18 protein-coding genes are annotated in these 24276 nt (G+C 55.8%); 7 read left to right on the forward strand and 11 right to left on the reverse strand.

The genetic code is table 11. From position 1 onward, the window contains the following. Positions 1–11 precede the first annotated feature (11 nt). The 3 genes from DSM3645_RS23370 to DSM3645_RS23380 form a co-directional block, all read right to left on the reverse strand. Positions 12–1775 (reverse strand): HEAT repeat domain-containing protein, encoded by a 1764-nt coding sequence (locus DSM3645_RS23370; protein ID WP_002655090.1) that lies wholly within the window; start codon positions 1773–1775, stop codon positions 12–14. A 97-nt stretch (positions 1776–1872) separates the two neighbouring features. Further along, positions 1873–4473 (reverse strand): PVC-type heme-binding CxxCH protein, encoded by a 2601-nt coding sequence (locus DSM3645_RS23375; RefSeq protein WP_002655091.1) that lies wholly within the window; start codon positions 4471–4473, stop codon positions 1873–1875. 418 nt (positions 4474–4891) lie between these two features. Then, a complete protein-coding gene (locus DSM3645_RS23380; protein ID WP_002655092.1) occupies positions 4892–7003 on the reverse strand; it encodes an esterase/lipase family protein in 2112 nt (703 codons plus the stop codon). A 214-nt stretch (positions 7004–7217) separates the two neighbouring features. Here DSM3645_RS23380 and DSM3645_RS23385 point away from each other — a divergent pair, with 214 nt between their 5' ends. After that, complete coding sequence (locus DSM3645_RS23385; protein WP_040353278.1) at positions 7218–8183, forward strand: Gfo/Idh/MocA family protein; 966 nt, start codon at positions 7218–7220, stop codon at positions 8181–8183. 5 nt (positions 8184–8188) lie between these two features. Here the strand turns inward: DSM3645_RS23385 and DSM3645_RS23390 are convergent, their stop codons facing one another. Further along, the gene (locus DSM3645_RS23390) at positions 8189–9286 is read right to left on the reverse strand and encodes a sensor histidine kinase (protein WP_002655094.1); all 1098 of its coding nucleotides are present in this window, start codon (positions 9284–9286) and stop codon (positions 8189–8191) included. A gap of 68 nt (positions 9287–9354) precedes the next feature. Here DSM3645_RS23390 and DSM3645_RS23395 point away from each other — a divergent pair, with 68 nt between their 5' ends. Continuing rightward, positions 9355–9846 (forward strand): HEAT repeat domain-containing protein, encoded by a 492-nt coding sequence (locus DSM3645_RS23395; RefSeq protein ID WP_040352962.1) that lies wholly within the window; start codon positions 9355–9357, stop codon positions 9844–9846. A gap of 135 nt (positions 9847–9981) precedes the next feature. Here the strand turns inward: DSM3645_RS23395 and DSM3645_RS23400 are convergent, their stop codons facing one another. The 6 genes from DSM3645_RS23400 to DSM3645_RS23425 form a co-directional block, all read right to left on the reverse strand. After that, entirely contained in the window at positions 9982–10959 is a 978-nt protein-coding gene (locus DSM3645_RS23400) for a sterol desaturase family protein (protein ID WP_002655096.1), read from the reverse strand. Positions 10960–11175: 216 nt separating this feature from the next. Continuing rightward, positions 11176–12087 (reverse strand): AraC family transcriptional regulator, encoded by a 912-nt coding sequence (locus DSM3645_RS28890; RefSeq protein ID WP_050769493.1) that lies wholly within the window; start codon positions 12085–12087, stop codon positions 11176–11178. 146 nt (positions 12088–12233) lie between these two features. Beyond that, positions 12234–13421 carry a HEAT repeat domain-containing protein gene (locus tag DSM3645_RS23410; protein ID WP_002655098.1) on the reverse strand — a complete coding sequence of 396 codons (1188 nt, stop codon included), beginning with the start codon at positions 13419–13421 and terminating at the stop codon, positions 12234–12236. A gap of 40 nt (positions 13422–13461) precedes the next feature. Then, positions 13462–13785, reverse strand: a complete 324-nt coding sequence (locus DSM3645_RS23415) for a hypothetical protein (RefSeq protein WP_131282810.1) — start codon at positions 13783–13785, stop codon at positions 13462–13464. 148 nt (positions 13786–13933) lie between these two features. Then, positions 13934–14851, reverse strand: coding sequence for a DUF1559 family PulG-like putative transporter (locus tag DSM3645_RS23420; protein WP_081444988.1), 918 nt, complete (start codon positions 14849–14851; stop codon positions 13934–13936). 613 nt (positions 14852–15464) lie between these two features. Further along, positions 15465–17003, reverse strand: a complete 1539-nt coding sequence (locus DSM3645_RS23425; protein WP_002655102.1) for a hypothetical protein — start codon at positions 17001–17003, stop codon at positions 15465–15467. Between the two features lie 533 nt (positions 17004–17536). On the opposite strand from DSM3645_RS23425, the gene DSM3645_RS23430 reads away from it, so the two are divergent. The 5 genes from DSM3645_RS23430 (at position 17537) to DSM3645_RS23450 (ending at position 22869) form a co-directional block, all read left to right on the forward strand. Then, complete coding sequence (locus DSM3645_RS23430) at positions 17537–17974, forward strand: prepilin-type N-terminal cleavage/methylation domain-containing protein (RefSeq protein WP_002655103.1); 438 nt, start codon at positions 17537–17539, stop codon at positions 17972–17974. Positions 17975–18197: 223 nt separating this feature from the next. Then, positions 18198–18896 (forward strand): redox-sensing transcriptional repressor Rex, encoded by a 699-nt coding sequence (locus DSM3645_RS23435; RefSeq protein ID WP_002655105.1) that lies wholly within the window; start codon positions 18198–18200, stop codon positions 18894–18896. 292 nt (positions 18897–19188) lie between these two features. After that, a complete protein-coding gene (locus tag DSM3645_RS23440; protein ID WP_002655106.1) occupies positions 19189–19947 on the forward strand; it encodes a Crp/Fnr family transcriptional regulator in 759 nt (252 codons plus the stop codon). 115 nt (positions 19948–20062) lie between these two features. After that, positions 20063–20602, forward strand: a complete 540-nt coding sequence (locus DSM3645_RS23445) for a zf-HC2 domain-containing protein (RefSeq protein ID WP_002655107.1) — start codon at positions 20063–20065, stop codon at positions 20600–20602. Positions 20603–20880: 278 nt separating this feature from the next. Then, the gene (locus DSM3645_RS23450; RefSeq protein WP_002655108.1) at positions 20881–22869 is read left to right on the forward strand and encodes a carbon starvation CstA family protein; all 1989 of its coding nucleotides are present in this window, start codon (positions 20881–20883) and stop codon (positions 22867–22869) included. Positions 22870–23013: 144 nt separating this feature from the next. On the opposite strand, the gene carA is transcribed toward DSM3645_RS23450, so the two are convergent. Further along, entirely contained in the window at positions 23014–24159 is a 1146-nt protein-coding gene (carA, locus tag DSM3645_RS23455; protein WP_002655109.1) for a glutamine-hydrolyzing carbamoyl-phosphate synthase small subunit, read from the reverse strand. Positions 24160–24276 lie beyond the last annotated feature (117 nt).

Consider the following 24276-nt stretch of genomic DNA (forward strand, 5'->3'; position numbering starts at 1 on the left):
TTGCTTTCCGACTAGGCGCCGCTGACGACGGTGTACTCGGCATGCGAATCGGCCGGTCGATCGACCGTCGCACGTAACGTCTTCGCCGGAAATATCGCGGGATCCACGCGGAAATAAATCGCATGCTTGCCCGGCTCCAACTCGACCGCTTCCGGCTTTCCTTCCGGCAGCAGATCATCACCGACCCAAACGCGAACTCCCGTCGTTTCGTTCAGCCCGACTTGAACTTTACCGCCGACAACCACTTCGACTTCGGCCATCAGGTACAGGACCGGTCGCTCGTCCGCAGTTAGTTCCGCCAGCGGCAGCGCCCCGGCAGTCATCGCGTACGCCGCAGTCCAGGCGTCCTCCGGCGATTGGATGATCAGCTCTTCCAACTCGCCGATCGTCGGCACGCTGGCGGCTAGTTCGGCTGGGGTTTCCGTTAACACGCGCCATCGCTGCACTGTCGGATCGGTACGAATTTTGTATTCGCCCGGTTTTCCCAGTTCCGAGATGAATCGCGACAAGTCGAGAAACTCGTCATGGGTGAGGAACTTCGCGAGCCCTTTTGGCATCAGCGAGCCTCCTTCTTTTTCATCTTCGATATCGTCGACCGGTATCACGACCGCTTGGCCGCTCGCCTGTTTCATGATGACGCGATCATCATCCTCTTCCGCGACGATGCCGGTGTAGACCTTGCCGTCAATCGTGAGGATGGTCCGCGTCGTGTAGGCTTCTTTGACCGCTTGTTCAGGATACAAGATCGACGTGACGACATAATCCGCCGGGCTGCTCCCCCCCACGGCGCTCAGATCGGGACCAATCTGGCCGCCGGCGCCGCTGAGCGAATGACACTTGAAGCAGTTCAGATCGGCGCGGCGGAAAAGCGCTTCTCCCCGCTGTGCATCCCCTTTTTGCAAGACTTCGGCCGCGACTGCTTTGATTTCGTCGGGGGTCAAAGCCGGTGCGTCATCATCAATACCGGCCGCTTTGGAGAGTACGCTCACCAGTTCCGGATCGCTGCGGCCGACGGCGAACATTTGACGCAGGCACATCTTCGCGACATCCGGCGTCAATTCGGTTTCGGCCAGGACGGCGCCCAACTTGGTCGGCCCCGATTGCTGGGCGAGAAACGCGTCGATCATCACCGCCGGATCGGTCGAAGTATCGGCGCCGGTGAGAATCTGACCGGCGATCTTCGCTGCATTGTCGACATCGACGTCGACCAATGCCGACGCCCCCAGATAGCGAATCGCCAACGGCTGACTTGGCTGCGTCAATTTTTCCAACGTCTCGACCGCCTTCGGTCCGCCGATTTTCGCCAGGCTGTTCACCGCCGCTTTTTTCAATTTGGCGCCGGTTTTCTTTTCGGTCGCTAGTTTCGCGAGTGCGTCAAGCGCTCCCTCCACTTTCCACAAACCGGCCAGTTCGACCGCGAGAGTCTGCGTGTTTCGATCGTCGCTCTTCAGCAGTTCGCCGATCGCCGACAGATCGCCAGTAGGAATCGCATTGCGGCTGATGGCCGCGTCGTGCAGCGCCTTCAGCGCGTCGGGGCGAACAGCCGCCGGAAAGCCATCCGGCTTGACCGCCATTTGAAAAACGAAAGCCAGATTCTCGTCGTTGGCGCGTTTGCAGATCATATCCAGGACTTGCGGCAAGCGCTGCTCGGTGATGCGACCGCTATCGATCATCTTCACCATCGTATCAACGCTCCCCTGCGCCGATACCGAGGAAACCATTAGCAACAGAGCGAAACTCGCCGTCGTCAGCATGCTGGAGTGACGGAAACTCATAGATCGAACCTTTTGAGGGTATTCGTGGCGTAATTGAAAAGAGCCACCCGAACCAGGTCCGGGTGACTCCGTCTTGATCACCAAGCGTTTGCGGCAACTAGTTCTTGGCGCCAACGCGACGTTCCAGCGTCTTAATCGTTTCGCCCAACGTGTACTCCAGGTAGTAGTCCTGGTCGTAGGCGAGCGATTCCAAAGCGATGTCGAGTGCCTCCTGCGTATCGAAGAAGCTCAGCGCACGAACCGCTTCCAAGCGAACGCGAGGGTTCTCGTCATTCACTTGCGATTGCAACAGGGCGAGCGGCTCTTCCACCTGATCTCGCCAATAGCACAACACGCGCGTCGCCGCGGCGCGAGCTCGCGGATCAGCGGCTCGCAGCATCTTGACCAGCAGGTCCTGGTCGACCATGTCCAGATTCTGCTTGACCCACAGCGCTTCTAACAAGTTGTGTTCGTACAACTCGTCATTGGCGTCCAGTCCAGCGATCCATTTGGCCAATTCGGCGTCCACCTGTTGAGCGTCACGCTCACGCAGTTCGCGACGAACGCGATAACGCGTGCGGTACTCGTATGACTTCAGCAATTCCAACAAGTCCGGAATCGACTCGCCGGCGATCTTGGCCGGTTTGACCAAGTCGTTGCCGGTGTAGGTGATGCGCCAGATCCGGCCATGGGTGTTGTCCCGTTTCGGGTCGCGAACCGAGTGCTGCATATGACCAACCAGCGGGTTGTACCAGTCAACGATGTACAACGCGCCATCCGGGCCAAACTGCAAATCGACCGGGCGAAAGTTGAGGTCGGAAGACTGCAACAGCGGTTCGACCGGATCGGCGGCCATGCCCGAACCATCTTCTTTCATCTTGTATTGCAACACGCCTTGGAAACCGATGCAGTTGTTCAGCAGATAGTTGCCTTGGGCCGATTCCGGAAAGTTGCGGCTCGAAACAAATTCACAACCCGAAGTGGGGCGCCACTGCTTTTTCAGAAACTGCTTCATCCCCGGGTGTTTTTCGGGGTAATCAACGTCGCCGCTGAAGGCCGCAGCAAAGTAGTTGGCGCCGCCCGATGCGTCAGCGACAAAGTCTTGTCCCCAGTCGTCAAACGTATGGCCCCACGGATTGGCGAATGAATAGGAGACGAAGATGTCGACCTTCGCGGTCAACGGCTCGTAGCGAAAGACGCCAGCATTTTTGACGCGCGTCGGCCCGTACGGAGTTTCGATCTGCGTGTGGTGGAACGTTCCTTCCTGGAAGTACAACGCGCCGCCGGGGCCCCAAGTGAAGGCGCTCAGCGAGTGATGCGAGTCAGCCGAGTCAAAACCGTGCAGCAGGTAGGTTTTGACGTCCGCTTTGTCGTCGCCGTCAGTATCCTTGAGAAAGATCAAGTTCGGCTGAGCAGCGACATAAGCGCCGCCATCCCCCAACTCCAAACCGGTCGGCAGATGCAGACCATCGGCGAACACCGTCTTCTTGTCCGCTTTGCCGTCGCCGTTGGTGTCTTCAAAGATCAAGATTTTGTCATCGACCGGAGTTCCCGGCAGATACATCGGATAGCTTTCCATCGTCGCGACCCACAAACGCCCTTTGGCGTCGAAGGCGAACTGAACTGGGTTACGCAGTTCCGGAAAATCTTGCTCGGAAGCGAACAAGTTAATTTCGTAGCCCTCGGGCAACTTGAAGCTTTTCAGCGCTTCTTCGGGCGTATCAAACGAAATCGGACGATCGACATTGGATTCGATCTTGGTGAACTCGCCGGTGCTGGAGTCATCAATCGTCGCCGGAACCTCTTTCCCGGCGGCCACTGCCCAGATGCGTTGATCACGCGCGGCGGTCATCTTGCGGAGCTTTTCAAATTCGGCCGGAAAGTTGACGACGCCAAACGGGTTTTTCCGTCCGCCGTAAATGTAAAAACCGTTGACCGCGCGATGGTCGTAGTAGAACTGCAGGTCTTTTTCCAGGACTTCCGCGTGCAGCTTCTCGAGATCGCATTTGTACTCGGGCGCCGCGCCGAACAAACCGGCGTCCAGAACTTCGGCCAGGGCCTTGTAGCCGTCGTCGTTCAGATGAACGGAGTTGATCGTCAGATCGGTGTCGGCCGCTAGCTTTTCTTTCATCGGAGCGTAAACGTCGACAAACGCGACGTTGTTCGCAGCGGCGATTTTCTTCATGGCGGCGGCGTACAGTTCGATGTTCTTATTGTTCGCCTGACCATCGGGCAACGTGCGGCTATGCAGGTTTTCGTTCGGGATCGGCGAGACGATCACCAATTGAGGCGCCGATTCGCCGTTGTACTTGGTGGTCGAAGTCGTTTTGACGAAATCGGTGAATTCTTTTTCAAATTTCGGCAACCCACCCGGTCCGGCGAACGATTCGTTGAATCCGAAGAAAGCCAGAATCACGTCAGGCTTGTGGTCCGTAAGATTGTGACCATGATCTTGAAAATCTTTGCTGCGGGGACGCAGTTCGATTTCGTCCGCCGACCAGCCCAAGTTGCGAACCTGCAACTCTAATTCGGGAAAGCGAGCCTGCAGCAAGGTTTCAAATCGCGGATAGTACTGCATCCGCTCGGCTAGGGTGTTGCCGATGTAGACGATCTTGTCCCCTTTTTTCAGCTCAAGCTTCGTTTCGGCTCGAACCGCGCCGGCCAGCGAAATCGCTGCGGCGAACAGGGTCAGGGCAAATAACTTCGACGCCATCTTCATGAAATACTCTGCTCCGGCAATGTAGAAAAAAGGACGAATCGCGCGGCGGCGATGTCGTCGGGAGGGGGGGCGAAGTGTTCGCAGGACCGATGCGACCTGCGAACCCTCTCCCATTGGGGTGGGGGCCACAATTCTTCTATAATAACCTAACGCGCAAGCGCGGGGGAAGCATCGGCGCGCAATTTCGACCGGTTGGACTGCGAACATTTTCGAGCCGACGTCTGAATCGGCCGCAAAATTGTCGCAAGCTAACAACGTGCGCCGTCGGCACGAAAGTGCGCTATCGTGCTTTTCCGATCCCCGGCGACTCTTACTTTGAGTTCGCGTTCAACGGGCCAGATCATTCCCTAAGATCTGAAGAAGCAACGCTTACAGCAGGTCCTCGTCGCTTTGGATGCGAAATATTCTTGCGAACAGGCTAGTTTGTCGCCGATTGTCCAACCAGATGCGGCTGAACCCAAGGAAGCTGATCGGCGTGTTGTTGCAAAATGCGCAACACTTCGCAAATGGTTCCGGGATGCTTATTGAGATGCGTATGCGTTGCGGAAACCATCACTTCGGTATCGACGCCGGGCAAACGCGCACTGCTTACCGGCACCACACCATCCGACGCGCCATCATGAATGGACCACCAACCGCGCCCGATGATGGAATGCTCCTTCACTTGCGGCGCGACATCCAAGTCGTAGATTCCCTTCAAGATCAAACTGTCAGGCTCCAACAAGTCGATGCTGGTCGGCGGGCGGCGGCGCAGCTCTTCGCGAAATGCGCCCGGATTCGCGTTCACCAGCTTCTTATGCTCTTCTTCACGATGCTCGACCCCTTCAATCACCAGAGAGGTCGCTTGCCCCAAACAGCGCCGCGCCCAAGAAGAGCCTTGGTGCGGCGTCGCGATATAGACGACTTCTTTGACGAACGGACTCGCCGAAAAGAAAAAACTTTGTTGTAGTCGGAGTCGCTCTTTTTTCGGTGCGATGACCTCTTCGATCGGAACGAAAGCGGCATGTCGCCAGATCGTATTTCCGCTGTTGGCCGCCAAGAGCTTGGCGATCAGCCCTCCCATGCTGTGTCCCACCACCACCATGTTATCGAGCGCCGGATCGGTTCCGGCCGAATCGCTACATTGCACGGCGCAGTCCAACTGACGCCGCAGTACGGCGGCCGACTCTAAGAACGGCTCATCGGTCGGATATTGGAACGCCCAAATCTCGTATCTCTTGTGCAGTTCGGGATAAGCATATAACTCGTTGGCCATCGCCGCCCAGGTATACGGCGCCGAAAGCAAACCATGCACAAACACGACCGGAATACGCCCTGGCTGATGCGGCTCGAGCATGAACAATCCCGCAGGCGGCGGATCCGACCTCCCATGGTGAGACGAGCGCTGCATCTCAGGTTGCGGATGACTTAGAAGATAGGCGAACAGCGCCGTCCAATCGGCGGCGAGCACCGTTTGGCACTCGCGAAACTCGACGTCGTCATATTCATCCGGATTAAATAGCTGCAGCGAGCCGACCAAACGTTCGACATGCGTCTCGCAATCAGGCGTCGGCGCATCCATCTCTACTTGGCATTCGTCATCCAACGGACGAAGCACCGCCGTCGCGTTAAACGGCGTATTCGCCGGCAAGAATTGATCGTCAGGCCGGCGATGGCGAACAATCACCAGCGGCACACCCAATCCAGGGCGTTTGTAGTGATGCAGCAGATATTTCGAATGGTAGTCGCCTACCACATTCCACTCGTCAAACTCATCAGCTCGCCAAGCGAAACCGGCATATTCGATCTCGAGGACCCGAAAACCGTAGTCTTCCGGTACTTTGATCCGAATGTTCTTTTCAATTCGCCCAGTCACCGCCGCGATATGAATCAGCCGCGCCAGGCTCGAATGATAGATTTCCCAAGCGCGTCCCGTCTTCTTCGAGATATCGTTTTCCGCCGGCGCCGTTTGCAAATAGTCCCACGCTCCTAGAATCGCATCGAGATACAAGCTCATCGCATGTTCATCGATCTTTCGATCGGCTTCGACCGCCATCGCGTAATAGCTTTCCGCCAACAGCAACCGATCATCGCGCGGCGGGGTTTTCATTTCGATTTCGTATTCAGCAATCGGCGCCGGCTGGATCACGTCTTCCGGCAACGGCTGCGGCATCACCGGTTCGCCCCACTGGGGATTGCTGGGAAGCGGAGTCGGCGCCGCTTGATCGATCGGCGGCAGACGCTGCGGACCGGTGTTAAGGTTCGGATTACGCCAAAATCCGCCCTCGCTGGGCAAACGAGGAGGGAGGTCGGCAGGCTCGACATCGGGAATGCGCATCGCATTGCCCGGCTCGATCAATTCTAAGGTCGCCGCGCACGGCACGACGCTAAAACAAGAGGATCGGGGAGCCGAAGCGGGATCCGGATCGGCCATGACCGGCGGATTCCAGCGGCCGCGACTGTGAGAAAGACAGCCGGCTTGCATGGCGCAGAGCACGACGGCAATCAAGGCGATGCTCGTCGCGGCGTTGATCCTCATGATCTGCAGCATGCTTCCTACTCCGAAAGAATAACCGAGCAACGCTACCTCACCGTTAAGAGGGACGCAAATTTTCTTCCCTACGATTCCAGAAATCTTTCTGCAATCGGCGCCAGTCTTACCGACTTTGCCGATCGTTCCGTTTGGCGCCTCCCTGGTTGCTTCTGTCGACGGGGCGCGACAGACTCGTGCAAAGGTGTTTTCGTTTTCAGCGAAAGGGACGCTTGTGACTGTGCGTTGGGGAATATTGGGGTGCGGCGATGTTGTCCGCAAACGAGTCGCGGCCGCGATTCAAGCGGTCGACGGCTGCGAATTGTTGGCCGCTTGTCGCCGTGACGCAGAATCGCTGAAAACGTTTTGCGAGGATTTCTCGGTCCCACGCGGCTATCCGTCCGCCGATCAATTGCTCGCCGACGAAGAGATCGACGCGGTCTACATCGCGACTCCGGTCCATCTCCACTTGCCGCAAACCTTGGCGGCGCTTGCCGCCGGCAAACATGTGCTGGTCGAAAAACCGATGGCGCTGAACCCGGCCGAGTGCGAGTTGATGATCAACGCGGCGAAAGAAGTCGATCGCACATTGGGGGTCGCTTATTATCGCCCGTTCTACCCAGCGCTGGAGCGCCTGGGCGAATTGATCCAGTCCGGACAACTGGGGGAAATGCTGGCGGTGCAAATCGCCTGTTCGGCGCCGATCGTCCTCGAGGATGATGGCGCCCTGCCGTGGCGCGTGAAATCGAAAGAAGGAGGCGGAGGCCCTCTGATGGATGTCGGCAGTCATCGGATCGACGTGCTGCTGCGGCTCTTTGGAGATGTCATCGATATCCGAGGAATCTGTTCTCGCAAATCGCCTGACGCGGTCGAAAATGTGGCGAACTTCGCGCTCCGATTCGAGGATGGAACGCAGGCCAGCGTCATCTGTCTGTTTGACGCCATGCAAGATCCCGATTCGTTGACGGTTTTCGGCACGCAAGGAATTGTCGACGCGACGCCGCTCAACTCTGGCCGGTTGGTGATTCGCACTAGCGACGGCGATCAGGTCGAACATCATCCGCCGCACGCCAACTTCAATGTGCCGTTGATCGCAGACTTTGCCGCGGCGATCCAGGAGGGTCGCCATCCGCAGGTCAGCGGCGAAGATGGTCTGCGCGTCAACGAAGTCATCGAGCAAATCTATCGCGACGCGCGGTAGCCGACTTACCGCCTCGATTCAAACCGGAACCGTATGATGGTCCCTTCGCCGGGGACGCTGGTCAATTGCACTCGGCCCCCCAGCAGTTTCGCCCGCTCTCGCATGCTGACTAGTCCAAAACCGGCGTTACCGTTTGCCGCGGGATCAAAGCCAATTCCCCAGTCACGGACTTCGGCGTCAATCAATCCATCGACATAACGCAGGCGAACTCGAATCCGTTCCGACTTGCTATGTTTACTTGCGTTGTTAATCGCTTCTTGCAAAATGCGAAACAACGTCGTCTCTTCGGTAGAAGGAAGACGCGGAAAACATGCGTCGAGATGGAGCGAAACCGGAATCTGAGGATAAGCGTGGGCGCTGGCCAGAAACTCATCGATCGCCGCCGGTACGCCGGCTTCTTCTAATCCAGCTGGCTGCAATCCGCTGATCAGTCGTCGTGCTTCGTCGATCGATTCGCGCAGCAAGCTTTTGGCCTGCTGCAACTCGTCATTCTCCAAAGCGGACGCCTCGATGTGCATCAGCGCTCCGGTCGCCAATTGCACGAAACCATCATGAATTTCAAATGCCGTCAGTCGTTGCTCGGTTTCCAATTGCCGTACGATCGTCCGCAGCGTCTTCGCTTCTTCCCCGCCAGACGCGGTCCCAGACAAGGACGCGGGCGAAAGTCGATGCACCAAACATCGGGGCTGTTCTTGTCGGTCGAGGATCGCCTGACCTCGATCGCGCAGCAAGCGCCAACCGCCGTCGCTGCGACGAACGCGAAAAAGCAAGTCAAAAGGTTGTCTCTTGCTGACCGCTTCACCGACCGCAGACATTGCCCGCGCCGCATCTTCGGGATGGATCAATTCGAGCAACGAAAGATCATGCTCCAAGAAATCATCCACCGCGGCAGGCAGCAACGACGATATCGCGCCGAAGAGACAAATCGACGTCCAACGAGAATCGACTTCCGAGACGTAAAGCGCCTCACCGGGACTAGCGACGATCGCTTCCAGGACCGCACTGATCCCATCGCTGGCATCGTTAGGCGAGCGATCCATTCGTGAGATCAACTCGTTAATTTTCGCCACTTGGCTATATTGATTGGCGGCGTCCGTCGTCACAGCGCAAACTCCTCTTGAAAATGGACTAGTCCAACTTACTCAATCGGAATCGAACTAAGGAAACGTCGATGGCAACCGATCTATCACAGCTCATGGATCACCTCAACAGCGGCGATGTTTCGCTTCGCCTGGCTGCTTGTGAAAAAATGGCTCAAATCGGTCCCGAGTCACGTAGCGCGGCCGTCCCGCTGTGTCGTTTGACGGCCGATCCCGATGAGTCCGTTCGAGAAGCGGCCGTCGGCGCACTGGAAACGTTGGAAACTCCTTCGCCCGAGGACGCCCCCGCCCTCGCGCAGTTAATGGCTTCATCCGCCGCAGACGTTCGCTTTTGGGCGGCCACGCTATTGGGCCGACTCGGCGAGTCCGCAGAAGAACAAGCGTCTGAACTACTCGCTGCGATTACTAGCGATCCAGCGATCGCAGTCCAACAAAAAGCAGTCTGGGCGATCGATCAGATTGGCGTGCGAACCGCATCTGCAAAAGCGGCTCTAGAGCAAGCGACGAAGTCGACTGACCCGCGTCTGGCTCGTTTAGCGACCAAAGCGCTTGCAAATTTTTAAGCGACTTGGACGCAGGATGGGGATTCATCCTACCGCGGCCTCAATATAAGTTTGGCGAGATTCCATACATATAGGGGGACTGCGATATTTCGTGAAATCCAGCGTCATGCCCCAAAAAAACGCGCCACAAACCAACTAATCGGCTTCCTCTATTGCGCTTTCTGCGCATCCGGCTGTCACGCGTTCGAACTCCGCTTGATAGTCAGGGTGATTCGTCCCCAACCATTGATCCCACAGATTGAAATAGAGGCCATAGTTCGAGCTCACGCAGCGGTGGTGCATGTTGTGATGAACGCCGGTGTTATGCCAGTTCGAGAATCGACTTCGCAGAAACCAAGAGGGGAATAGCTCAAAGCCCAAGTGCCCAAATACATTCATCCCCGTCATGTACAGCATCCAAAAGACCACCGTCAGTGGATGCATCGGCAGGAAAATTGCGGCGATAGGTAGCACGATCGCCTGAACAAACGCTTCTACGGGATGGAACGCAAACGCCGCCCAAGGAGTTGGGTTGTGGCTCAAGTGATGAATGCGGTGCACCTTCGAGTAAAGAACTTTGGTGTGCAGCAAGCGATGCGTCCAATAGAACCAAGCGTCATGGAACAGGATCATCGCGACGACCGAGAACCAAAAATAGAACTGCCCGAGCGGATTTCCGCCGTAGTAGAACTGCAATATCCCCGCGACTTTGCCCAGATAGACGAGGACGCCCACGCCGGCGAAAATCGCCAGAGACGCGATGCTGTAAAAGATCTCCCGACGCATATCGGGCGTCTCGGCCAACTTCTTTTGAATCGGCGTCAGCCAACCGGTTCGACGCAGCAGGACATAGAACAGCAGGAAAGCTCCCCCGGCGGCGACCAAATAGCGAATGAGATTGGTCACATAGACCGCCGCGAATACGGTTGGGGCGCGTGCAACCACCTGCAAGTGCCAGCCAAGCGCCCAATCAACGATCGTGATCGCCGCCGCCAACAAAAACAGGCCCCCCAACCACGGAGCGACTGTTTTGAGAAAGGGGCGCAAGATCGGCTTTCGTCGTTTCTCGCGGACGAGGTCCTCTTCCGCTATCGCTTGCGATTCCACGTTCAGCTTGTTTGCGACCACGTCCATTGGACCATACCCTCCGTGAATCCTTGATTCTGATCTATCTCTCTTGTTAGATACCCCCGCCGGCCCGCGAATCCAAGCCCGGGAAACGAATCTATAAATGCCTACTCAGTGCTCGACCAACGCGTTTCAGTAGACGTCCAAAAACATCGCCCCATCAAGGCTTCGCCCCTGAAAAATCTAGCAAGATCCGCTTCCGTTGGGCAGGTTGGGGAACAACTACAGAAATCGGCGAAACAGATCCGGCGTCACTCCATATTTGCGTCGAAACTCTCGAATCAAATGCTGACGATCGCAAAATCCGCAGCGTTGAGCGATCTGCCCAACGGTAAGATCGCTGGCTCCGAATTCGAGAATTTCCTGGGCCTTGTTCAAACGAATCTCGACCAGATATTGCTTCAGCGATTGTCCCATGGTCTGCCGAAAGAGCCGAGAGAAGTGGCAACGGCTGACCCCGGCGACCTGGGCGATCTCATCCAAGCGAAGCTCTTGATGGAAATGTGCATCGATAAATTCGATGGCTCGGGTAACGGCATCCGGGCGCAGTCGATCGTTCGGTTTTATCTCTGGCAGTTTCCGTCCAGCGATCAGAAACAAGCGATCGAGGATAGCATCAAAAAAGGGCTCGATCGTCAACGACTTTTCTGGGGATCGCGATTGGCGACATTCGAAATTTAGGCGTTTGATCAAGACCTCCAGTCCACTGTCCAGAAAATGAGACGAAAGCAATTTGTCGGGACTCGGCATTTCTTTTCCCCACAGTTCGGCAAACCTGCTTTGGAGCAATTGGGCCGGAATGTAGATGCCGATCGAGTGCAATGGCCCGCCCCCCTGGCTGAGTAGTGCTCGAGGTTCATATCCGAAGATCATGCTGCCTGGCCGCGGAGGTCGCCTGAACCTTCCTTCGCCAAGATCATGCTCCAGAGTTCGCGTCGAACCGGCGTTGATGAGCAGCGATACGAAGTAGAAATCATCTTGTCCAACCGAGTCGGTGCATGGCTCGGAAATAAGCGTTTCCGTCAACTCCCACTTCGCCGCCTCACTGATGAAGTACTCGCCGCAGATAACCTGATCACGTAATTTCTCCGAGGCGACTGCCAAGCGTTCCCACTTGTTAATCGTGGTCGACAAGCCAGCTTTCGTGCGGAGAAATAGATCAAGACTCTTTGGAGGCATACGAATCGGGTGTCAGAATTATTTCAAATGGATGCGAAGAACTATCATCAGAGCAGTGACGCCAACGCAGATCCAGCGGTATTTTGCCGAATTTTTCGCATTTAGCGCTCGGCGGAATCGCGTTGCAAGTCGCTCCACTTTTGGAACGCCGCTGCGCGATCTTCGTCTGTATCGAAGCCGACGGAGGAGGGCAAAAAGGGCAGCGTGCCGGCATCTTGGATTTTCACGAATCCAAAGTCGCGTGGATCGAGACCATGAACCACGATGGCGGCGGCCAAAGCCATATCCCGGACCTGACATGTTTGCGGCGACTGGGAGCCATCATCTTGGGAGGGAGCAGCCGTCACAGGTCCGTCTGACGTAGTAATAAGCCGGTCATCGTCGAGGAAAGGATCTAGCGCGGCGCTATCGCTCTTAGAACCGCATTTCGCGAGGGTCATGATTGGCCAATTGATCGATTTCTCTCCGTACATATCCAGCTCAAGTTGACCAAGCTCGCTCAGCATTCTTTTCGCAAGCGGCGCCCCTCCCTTCAAATTCGATTGCATCGCACGAACCAACAGCCCCACCCGCACCTCACTATCGAGCGTCTCGCACTGAGAGCAGCGCAAGAGCCATTGATTTCTAAGTCGTGACAATACGTACTGGTCAAACTTGCCATAGTCCTCCATGTTCCAAAGGACTCTGATTTCTCCTCCCCCAGCGTCGAAATAACGCTGAATTTCTTCGTTGGTCGATTCGCACATCAGCAGCAACAAGAGCGATCGGTCGAACTTCGAGGGCGCCTGAAAATGTTTTCGTTCACGCAGAAACTGCCAATTTGCATATTCCAACTTGTCCAGTTCACGTCCCTCGGGTTGCCAGTCGACCCAGGTCAGCAGCTCCCATTCACGATTTGAGACGCCTAGGAAGTACTCTCGTTCATTTTTTCCATCGCCCACGATCTCGCAAAACGTATCCCAGCGGGGAAGCTCCCCATTCCCATGCTGAAACGTCCTGATCCGTTGTTGGCGGTCCTTGTCTAAAATTGTCGTAATCAAGTAGCGCGCGTAGACGCGAACCATAGCGTCAGGAGATTCAAGCGTTTCGCCCAACGGCGGAACGGCATCAATGCCGAAAGCAGCGATCGCTTCGACCGCCGCTTCTCGTTTCGCAAAACTTTTCGCACCAAGCTGCTTGATAAGTGCTCCCAATCGCTCGGATTCTTCCGCGTGTGCAAGAGAGTGGCCAAGCAAGCTAAAACCGGCAAGCATCAGGAGGCCGATCGTATGCGAAATGCTTCGAGTCATCTAACTATCCGAAAAGAAGGGCGTCTCAAAAAACCGAAAACTACTCGCTTCCCATCGCAAATGGCTTGCTTTTTTTCAACGGCGTCACCTTGACGCCGGTTAGCTCAATCGGGGGAAGCTGGTTTTTTCCTGCCTGAACGGTGTAAGTCAAAGGTGACTTGTCCACCGTGCTGAAAGCCGAGCGAAGTCGATCACCTGGCGCCGCACGATCAAACGGCCACCTCAATAGGACCGCATACTCACCAGCCGGAGCGCCGTCGCATATATCGTAAGTTCGCATCTGGTAGGAACCGTCCTCCTGTACGACCCCCCAAGGCATACTGCCGCGCGAATCGACATCTCCTTCGGTCGGAAGGAAAATCACAAACAGATCCTTTGGGGCTTCTCCGTTGATGGAGACCGTTCCCGATGTGGGATAAGTCTGTGATTCCCAGTCCTGCCGAGAATTGCACCCGGCCCAGAATCCGAACGCCAAGAGGAGTAGAGCCGTCATTGAGTTTCGAGACATCGGCCTATTCTCCCGCAATCACTTGGTCATCGTTGCGGCAAAACAGATAGCCAAGCGACGCAAGGTTCGTCCCCTCGGAAAGAAAACGAACTGATCCGTCCCCCATCGAAACTTGTACGCCGGAGGCGTGAAACGAATAGGGTCCCTTGTTGTTGGTGTTGTTAATGACTTTTCCAACTCCAAAATCGAAATCAGGAAAAACGCCAGTCGGATTGGTGCTATTCGGCGTGTAAGAAAACAAGGCGCCCAAGTTGACCCCATTTCCGTCGATCCAAGCATCTCCCCCGATACCAAGGGCATCGCTCATTTGATATTGATTTACCCACCAATGAGCGCCGCCAGCTTGCTCGTGCAATAAGATCGAGTTGGAAAGACCATCCGTCACATCGCGAAAGCTTCCGCCTGTGGCTCCTCCGAAGATTCCTTCGCCTAGCATTTCGCCCAAAATGCTGCTGAAGTCGCCGATCATATTTGCTTGGTTGTAGTCCGATGCTTGCAGCCCGACGGCGAAACCAGAAGCGATTGTTTCTCCTCCTTCAGGCGTCGAGGGGCAAACGTAGGCCTCGGGCATGTTGCCGGTCATCGCCGTCTTGATTTCGGTCGAATTGGCATACAGATTCTGATCGTACAAATCGTAGACGTTCGATTGCTCGATGTACGGCAATACTGCGACTAAGGGTGCGGCGGCGACGCCGTTGGCCAACTGAGGCAATCGCTGAAATACGTCATGATAGTTATGGAAGCCCAGCGAAATCTGTTTCAAGTTATTCGAGCAATGCATCCGCCGTGCGGCTTCACGCGCTTGTTGGACCGCCGGCAAAAGTAGCCCGATCAGAACGCCGATGATCGCAATGACAACCAAAAGCTCAACGAGTGAGAAGCCTCGTCGAGAAAGTGGAGATGAAAATGAATTTCTGGCCATGCGATTCCCTTATTTGACTAAATATGAAAACACCGGGATTTTTCTCAACCAATAACCCCTGCTTGCTTGGTATGGAATCGTTGAAGAATAGCAACAATGATTCCTAACGCGCCCGTTTCCGTTCCCATTGCAGCGAGCAAGACAACGCCGACGGAGCATCGGATGCTCTTTGTAGACAAGCATTTACGATTTGTGCGGCAAAGAATGTCGGGCGTTTATCTTTGTTGAATTGTCCGGCGAGAAAGGGAATCGAATTTGCGCACCCCTCCCAGAGGAGGAGGCGCAGTGGTGACGTTTGCATCACCTATCGCCCGGTTGTTAGGCAGACTTACTGAGTCTGCGAGCGCCAAGTCAACTGTGCGTGCGTGGGCGACTCCTGCATTGCGGGGGCATTTGGCGGTCGCATTGGGTGAGTCGCCGAGTCGCCCACGGCGGCCGCCGGCGAGATTGTCGCCTCATGCGGCGGATGGTGATGCGGCTGAGCGTCCGCAATCAACACGCGCATAAAAAAAAGCGGCCCGAGTCGAAACTCGGACCGCTCGCTTACCACCAGGCCAGGGACCTCGATCCTGCCATCAGGCTTCGAGGAAGCTGGACGATCTTGGCCTAGTTACTAGGCGCCGCAACCACAGTCGCTTTTGCAACCGCAAGGAGCCGGGCAGCAAACCGTCACGGGGACGGTCTTGCAGACCACTTTCGGGACGCAACGCGTCACGGTGTAGGCTTCTTTACGGGGCACGCATTTGCAAACCTGGATGGTCTTGGTGTAGTGGACCGGCTTGCAGACCGTGTAGGGCACTTGCTTGACGCAGGTTTCGGGAACCATTTTGCAGACGGTGTAAGGAATTTCCTTCGTCTTCACTTCACGTTCCATGTGGCAAACCTTGTAGGTGCACACTTTGGTGTGGGTTTCCGGAACCATGTGGCAGACCTTGTAAGTGCAGGTCTTGGTGCGTTGTTCCTTGACCATGTGGCAGACCTTGTAAGTGCAGGTCTTCACATGAGTTTCGGGAACCATTTTGCACACTTTGTAGGTGCAAGTTTTGGTGATCGTTTCCGGCACCATCTTGCAGACCTTGTAAGTGCAGGTCTTGACGTGGTTTTCCTTGACCATGTGGCACACTTTGTACGTGCAGGTCTTGGTGCGAGTTTCCGGAACCATCTTGCAGACGGTGTACGGGCACTCTTTCTTGATCACTTCGCGTTCGTATTTAACGCAGTTGATCGTCTTTTCTTTAACTTCCGGAACCCAAACCTTCTTGCAGCATTTGCGCGGCGGGCACTGGACTTCGACGACTTTCGTCTCGCCCGGGCAGTAGACGCATTTGCAGCAGCAAGGATCCCAAGTCCAGCAACCCGGCTCTTGGACGCACTTCTTCACGACCGGACCAGGAATTTCGGTAACTTCGGTTTCGTAGTGACCGCAATTGATCTGGATGGTCTTGGTGTAGTGAACCGGCTTGCAGACCGTGTGGCAAACTTCGCGGGTCTTCGTTTCGTAGACCGGCTTGCAAACAGTGTAGTTAACCTCTTTGGTCTTGGTTTCCCAGACCGGCTTGCAAGTCGTGTAGCAAATGTCCTTGGTTTTGGTTTCCCAAACCGGCTTGCAGACCGTGTAGGAGATGTCTTTGGTCTTGGTTTCCCAAACCGGCTTGCAGACGGTGTAGGAGATGTCTTTCGACTTCGTTTCCCAAACCGGCTTGCAGACCGTGTAGCAAATCTCTTTCGATTTGGTTTCCCAAACCGGCTTGCAGACCGTGTAGTTGATCTCTTTGGTCTTCGTTTCCCAGACCGGCTTGCAGACCGTATAGGTGCAAGTGCGGACTTTGGATTCGTAGACAGGTTTGCAAACGGTGTAGGTGCAATCTTTGTAGAGCGTTTCCTTTTCGTAACGCACGCAATCGATTGTCTTGTCTTCCATCACCTTGTCGTACACCGTCTTGTAGCAGGTAATTTCCTGCTTCTCGTACTGGACCTCTTTGCAGGTCTTGTTGACCGTGTAGCACTGTTGCTTGCAGCACTCGTAGCTAACGGGCTCGCAGCAACAACAGTTACGGAAGCTGAACAGGCCGCAATAGCCGGCTTCAGCAGTTGTTACCGAACCTACGGTCAGCAAAACCGCAAGCACCGGCGCCCAAAGAAACGCTCTCATTTCCAATTCTCCTTAGCTGACAGAATCGCTGTGTGTTGTGACAAAGGGCCTGGCCTGGTTTGGCGAAGCGTTCGCCGTGTCCTTTAGCCCTCAAATCCGAAAAATCCGTGCAGAATCCTCCGACCGCTCCAGATGATGCTTGTGATAGACCTGGGGACTCAGCATTCGCATATAGTCTTCCCAGCTATCCCAAGCATTACCTGGATGTCCTAACTTATCGTCAATCTGGGACGGCAGCTTGAGATAGTTCGACTAGATAAAATGTCGACAACAAACAGATGGGGAATCATGGGGAAATTACAACGCTAGCATTGTGCGATCATCCGTTGCGATCGAAATAAGTCGTACATGAGGCGCATATTCCTCCCCATCTTGGGAAAATCCTCGACAACACCACATCAAACACGCTCAATTTCCTTGACGTGGGTTCGCCGTAACGTAAGTACTTGAAGCGGATCGCAATTTCGCGTCGCAAGTAGAAAACCGTACTTACTTTTGCCGGGCGGCAAGTAAATCGCAGGAGACGATTCCCCATGTCCAACCAGAAAAACCTTGGTTTCACGCTGATTGAAGTTTTGATCGTGGTCGTGATCCTGGCTGTCTTAGCCGCGACGGTGATTCCGCAATTCACCGATTCCACCGAAGACGCCAAATCCAGCAGCGTGAAGTTCAATCTTCACACGCTCCGCTCCCAGATCCAGCTCTATCGCGCTCAGCACGAAGGAACACTGCCGAGCGCCACGCTTGACGAAATAATCACGAAGACCAATGTCGACGGCACGACCACCGGTTCTCCGACCCTGGGACCGTACCTGTCGAAACTTCCGGTTAACTCGTTCACCAATTCGGCGACCATTAAAGCGATCACCGCTGTTCCGACCGATACCGACGTCACCGAAACCGATGGCTGGCTCTACAACACCACCAACGGCAACATCTACATCAATCATGAAGACATGCTTGACGAGTAAACGCTTGCCCGGCCCGGTAGTACAGAATGTCGTTTAAAAAAAGCCGCTTGGCCTTCCTTGGCCAAGCGGCTTTTTTTGTTCTGCGAGCGATATTGGCCGTCGTCGCCAACTGGCCCTTCATTCGCTAAGATTCGCCCTGCGCTCTCTTGGGTTGCCTAGAATGAACCCCAAGCGATAGAGTAAAGATAGGAATTGATGAAAACTACACGTCCCCGCCGATGTGATGAGCAAGTCGAAAGACAAAAACAAACAAACGGCTGATGCCGTACCGAAGGCTGTCGTCAGCCGTTTGAGCCTGTATTTGCGAGAATTGCAGCGGCTACAGCGCGACGGAGTGGTGACGACCAGCAGTACGCAACTTGGGCAACTTCTCGGGTTCACCGATGCCCAAGTACGGAAGGATCTCGCGCATTTCGGTCACTTTGGCTACCCCGGCGTCGGCTATCGCTGCAGCGAGTTAGTCTCGGCCGTCAAACAAATCATCGGCACCGATCACACGTGGCCAGTCGTTCTGGCCGGCGTCGGCAACCTCGGGCGCGCTTTATTGGGGCACCGCGGGTTCGGACATCAAGGCTTTGATATCGTCGCAGCCGTCGACTCCGATCCGGCGAAGCACGGCAAGACGCTCGACGGCATTGAAATCCGCCCAATCTCGCAATTGCCCGAAATCGTTCTTGAATATGACGTTCGCCTGGCGATCATCGCCGCACCGGCCGCCGCCGCCCAGGAAGTCGCGGAACGAATTGTCGCAGCCGGAATTTGCGGTATTTTGAATTTTGCCCCAATCACGCTCCACTTGCCGGCGGATGTCGCGGTGTCGAGCGTCGATTTGGCGATTGAGATGGAACAATTGTCCTTTGCGATGACGAACCTTCGCCCGCCGGAGGACCTCCAGTCCAACGAGGGACCATTGGTTGAGTGAGTGGGCCACTTGTCGACTGGCAGGCTTGTTGGTTAAGATAGCCCCTTCACATTTTTACCCCCTAGTGTAATGGTAACACTACAGTTTTTGGCACTGTCATTCGAGGTTCGAATCCTCGGGGGGTAGCTTTCTTCGAGACGCCGATTTCGGCGTCTTTTTTTTTGCCAATGTTTCGCGAATCGGCGTAACCTCGAGCGTCTCTTCGGAATCCAAGGTGGCATCCACCCGGTCTTCGATGGCGCCGCCCCTTCTTCTGGGGCGGTCTGTCCGTCGAGCTATTTTGGGGGTCTCGATGACCGAGAAAATTTGGCACTTGAAGAACTGCCGTATCTTCGAGCAGTTATCCGCCGCAGAAATCGAACGACTCGACGCATGCTCGCGCGTCCGCCGCTTCGCCAAGCGATCGCCGATTTACCTACCCGCTGAACGAGCGGATACGGTTCTCTTGCTTGCGTCTGGCCGAGTAAAAATCTGCCATTTAACCCCTGAGGGGAAACAGTCGATCCTGGCCTTTATTGAACCAGGCGAACTGTTTGGCGAACTTTCGATTCTCGACGGCGAAGCTCGTGACGAGTACGCCGAAGCGGTCGATGCGGCGATGATCGTTTCGATTCCCAAAGAAGCGATGCACGAGCTCATGGAGTCGCGTCCTGGCCTTTCGATCGGCGTGACCAAACTGATCGGACTTCGTCGTCGTCGCATTGAACGACGCGTGAAGAACTTACTCTTTCTGTCAAACCGCGACCGCTTGGCGCATTTGCTTTTAGAACTTGCCGAGAGCTATGGCAAACGCACCGAAGATGGCGTCGAGCTCGGAATCCGGCTGTCGCATCAAGATCTGGCGAACATCGTTGGCAGCACCCGCGAAACGGTCACGGTCGTGCTGGGCGAGCTGCAGAATGATGGCCTGGTCAAGGTCGGTCGTCGTCGCATTATCCTCCGCTCGATGCAACGACTGGCGCAAAGCGTTCAGGCGCCAGAGCCGAAGATTCCTGAACCGGTCGAAACAACCCGTCAAGAAGCGTCGCTGCGTCTCGGCTTTAGTACTTAGCGATTTCCCGCGAAATCATCCCTATTCGTAGTACTTCGTACCAATTCCTCTCCTCCTATTGCGTACGATTGGGTAGCCTTCTGTTGCAAACTACCTGGGGCCGATTTCTAACCGCATGAACGAGCACGACTCTGAATCTTGGCGTCCCTGCCGAACCGGCGAAATTGCCGAGGTCGCGAATAATCTCGTTTTGCTTCGTCGGCGGCGCTTGGCTCTGCAAACCGTTGGCAGTTTGTGCTCCGTCTTTTTGGTGATCGGCATCGTTCTGTGGTTAGGTCCCGCCAACCCGCTGCCGGTCTATGCAGGCATCACTTGCAGCGAGTGTCGCAAACAAATGCCCGCCTATCGCTCGCATACGCTCAGCACCAGCCAGATTCGGATGATGGACGCCCACTTGAAGCACTGCAACGGCTGCAAGGATCGATATGACGCCCAAACGCGGGAACAAAGCAAATGCGATAATCCAGCCGACTGCGATAAAGGGAATTGCAACCTTTTAGAGAACTGCAAAACGACCGAGGGGCGCCAAGCTTCCAATTGCATGTCATGGCGATGCCAGGTACTGACTTGCAAAGCCTCGGAGGCTGACAAGTTCTCCCCCTGCCGCGGCAGGGGGACATCGAATTTACCTGATCGGGATCAGCAGCCTCTCTAGCCGATTGGGCCCCCATTCGACCCTCCGCAGAAAAAAGGTCGGGCGGGACGACAAGGGGGGAATTCGTCGATCGCCAGTCCGCCCTCCTGAAGCGATTTTCCTATTCTCTTCAGGGCTGCGGCCGACTTCGGCGAACTTTCTCACCTTCGCGCTAGAAAAGAACGGCAAAGGGTTTGAGCATTCTTGCTCCTTCGCACTGTATTCCAGTACGATCTGCCGTTAAAATTTAAAAATATCATCTTGCGTCCCCCCCTACTCTTGCCCCCCAGATAGTCTCGATGTCGACGTTGATTGTCGCTGCGCTCTCCTTCTTTGGATTTATCCTCGCCTACAACACCTATGGTCGTTGGCTGGGCCGGAAGATCTTTCGCCTCGACGAAGAGGCGGTTACCCCCAGTCATGAGATGCGGGACGACGTCGACTTTGTACCGACCAATCGCGAAGTGGTCTTTGGACACCACTTCACCAGCATCGCCGGCACAGGCCCAATCGTGGGGCCTGCGATCGCCGTTTTTTGGGGCTGGCTGCCGGCTTTGCTCTGGGTGATTTTTGGATCCATTTTTATCGGCGCCGTCCATGACTTTGGGGCGCTAGTCGTCTCGCTTCGCAATCGGGGCCAGACCATCGGCGAAGTCGCCGGTCGCCTGATCAACCCGCGGGCCAAGATTCTTTTTCTGATGGTGCTTGCGTTGGCGTTGACCGTAGTGCTGGCGATTTTCGGGCTAGTGATCGCGTTGATTTTCGCGAAGTACCCGCAGTCGGTTCTGTCGGTCTGGGTCGAAGTTCCCGTAGCGATCGCGATCGGGTACTACATCTGCCGCAAAGGAGGGAACATCCTTTGGCCCTCGATTGGCGCGCTGTTGATCATGTATGCAGCCATCGCCATCGGCGTCTATTGGCTGCCGATCGACCTGACAGAGATCTTAGGAGTGAATCTGCTGACGCCGGCTGACATGCCGGCCGATGCGACCTGGTGGCAGTTCTACGGCAACGCAGTCGTGATCTGGACGGTGATCCTGCTGATCTATTGCTTCGTCGCGTCGGTGCTGCCGGTCTGGACGCTCCTGCAACCGCGCGATTACATCAACAGTCACGAGTTGGTGCTTGCCCTGGTCCTGCTGGGGCTGGGACTTGTCGTCGCATCGCTGACCGGCGCGGCCGATCTGTTCGCCAGCGCTCCGGCGATCGCGACCAACATTCCGCTCGACGCGCCGCCGATCTTTCCGTTCCTGTTCATTACGATCGCCTGCGGCGCTTGCAGCGGCTTTCACTGTCTGGTGAGTAGCGGCACATCCAGCAAACAGGTCGATAATGAGCGAGACGCCCAGTACGTCGGCTACGGCGCGATGCTGCTGGAGGGCGCGTTGGCGGTGGTGGTCATCTTGGCCTGCTGTGCCGGCGTCGGCATGGGCCGCTACGAGCGAGCCGATGACGGATCGTATCATGCGGTCGCCGCGGCCGATGGAACGGCGATGGTTGGTCGCGCCTCGTGGGAAGCGCGCTATGATGCGAGCGCTGGCTGGAAAAAATTCAACAATCTCGGCAACATGGTTGGCGCCTTCGTCGACGGCGGCGCCAACTTTTTGACAGCGATCGGTATTCCGCTTCGCTTGGGCTTAGGCATCATGGCGGTGCTGGTCGCCAACTTCGCCGCAACGACGCTTGATACGGCGACACGGCTACAGCGCTACGTGCTGCAAGAGTTATTCGCGTCTGCCGAGATTACCAAGCCGCTGACCAACAAATATGTCTCGACCGGCGTCGCGGTTGGTCTGGGCGGTATGGTTGCGATTTTCGCCGGCAATTCGCCCGGCGCCGGCGGCATGTTGCTGTGGCCCCTGTTTGGCGCCGTTAATCAATTGCTGGCCGGGATGGCCCTGATGGTCACCATCTTTTATCTCTGGCGCCGCAAGATTCCGGTCTGGTTTGCGATCGTACCGATGATCATGATGCTGGTCCTGCCGGCGATCGCGACGTTTTGGAACATGTTCAACGGCGACACCGCCTGGTTTATCGAGAATTACCCACAGCTCACCTGGCTCGGCAATTTCTTCCACGGCGATACCGGCTTCTATTGGAATCAGAAGTACCTGCTGTTTGGCTTTAGCGTCGGCACATTGATCCTGCAGGCCTGGATGATGCTGGAAGCGGCGCTAATGTGGCCCAAAGCGAAAGGGATGTTGGAAGAAGCGCTCCCGCCGTTGGCTGGCCCCACTGGTGCAGAAGCCGAATCGGCCGACTACGCGACCGCAGGCGGTCAGAACTAGCCAATCCGAACGCTAATCGAAGCGATGTCGCCGGTCGATTAGCGTCAGTTTGGATGGCATGCACTTGCTGTGAAGACGCAGTAAGAGCATGCCACTTAAAAATTGAGCTGCGACATACGACCAGTTATGCATCGACTCGCAGCGCTAGACTTTTTGCCCGTCAACCATCTCTCGGAAGCGCTCGAACAGGTACTCGCTGTCATGCGGACCGGCTGATGCTTCGGGATGGTACTGCACGCTGAACGCTTGCAGCGTCTTATGCCGCACACCGGCGACGGTGTTGTCGTTCAGATTACGGTGGGTCACTTCTAGGCAATCAGGCAGCGACGCTTCGTCCACCGCGAATCCGTGGTTCTGCGAGGTGATCTCGACCTTGCCGGTCGTCACGTCTAACACCGGTTGGTTGGCGCCGCGATGACCAAATTTCAGCTTGAACGTTTTGGCGCCGCAGGCCAGCGATAGCAGTTGATGCCCGAGACAAATGCCAAAGATCGGCTTTTGGCCCAACAGGCCGCGGATCGTTTCGATCGGGCCGAGCAGCGGTTCGGGATCACCTGGACCATTCGATAGAAACACCGCGTCGGGATTCTGCGATAGCACTTCTTCTGCGGTCGCCGAGCCCGGCATGACCGTCACTTTGCAGCCCATGTCTTGCAGATGCCGCGGAATGTTCCACTTCATGCCGAAGTCGAGAGCCACCACGTGCAGATCAAGCTCGGTGCGCGATTTGTCAGCCCGGATCTTGTCTCCCATCTTCACCCAGGGACTCAGCTTTTCGGTCCAGCTCTGCCCTGCGGTCGGCATCACCTCTTTGACCAAGTCACGCCCCACCAGGCCGGCGCTGTTGCGAGCTTTTTCGACCAGCGACGCGTCATCCAGGTCAATGTTCGAGAGAACCCCCTTCATCGAGCCGCTACTGCGCAGGCGACGCACTAGCGCTCGGGTATCGATTCCCGATAGTCCGACAACGCCGTTTTGTTTCAGAAATTCGTCGAGCGACTGAGTTGAGCGAAAATTGCTCACACGACGGCTGCACTCGCGAACGATAAAGCCCGACATGTGCGTCTTGGCGCTCTCCATGTCTTCGGTGTTCACGCCGTAATTGCCGATCTGCGTGTATGTCATCGTCAAGATCTGACCACGATAGCTGGGATCTGTCAGGATCTCTTGGTAACCGGTCATCGACGTATTGAAGCAGACTTCGCCGTCGACTTCTCCTTCAGCCCCCAACGAACGTCCGGTAAAAACGGTTCCGTCTTCCAGCGCTAGTTTCGCGATTGGCTGCGTCATTGCGTTTGTCGTCAGATCTCTGCGGGTGAATCGAAAGCGAACTTTTTTTCTTAGCCGGTAAGGTCGATCTGTTCCGAACGATCGTCCGTGTTAAGCGTCGCTTAAAGTATTGACATG

It is taken from the genome of Blastopirellula marina DSM 3645 (assembly GCF_000153105.1).
Classification (GTDB): Bacteria; Planctomycetota; Planctomycetia; order Pirellulales; family Pirellulaceae; genus Blastopirellula; species Blastopirellula marina.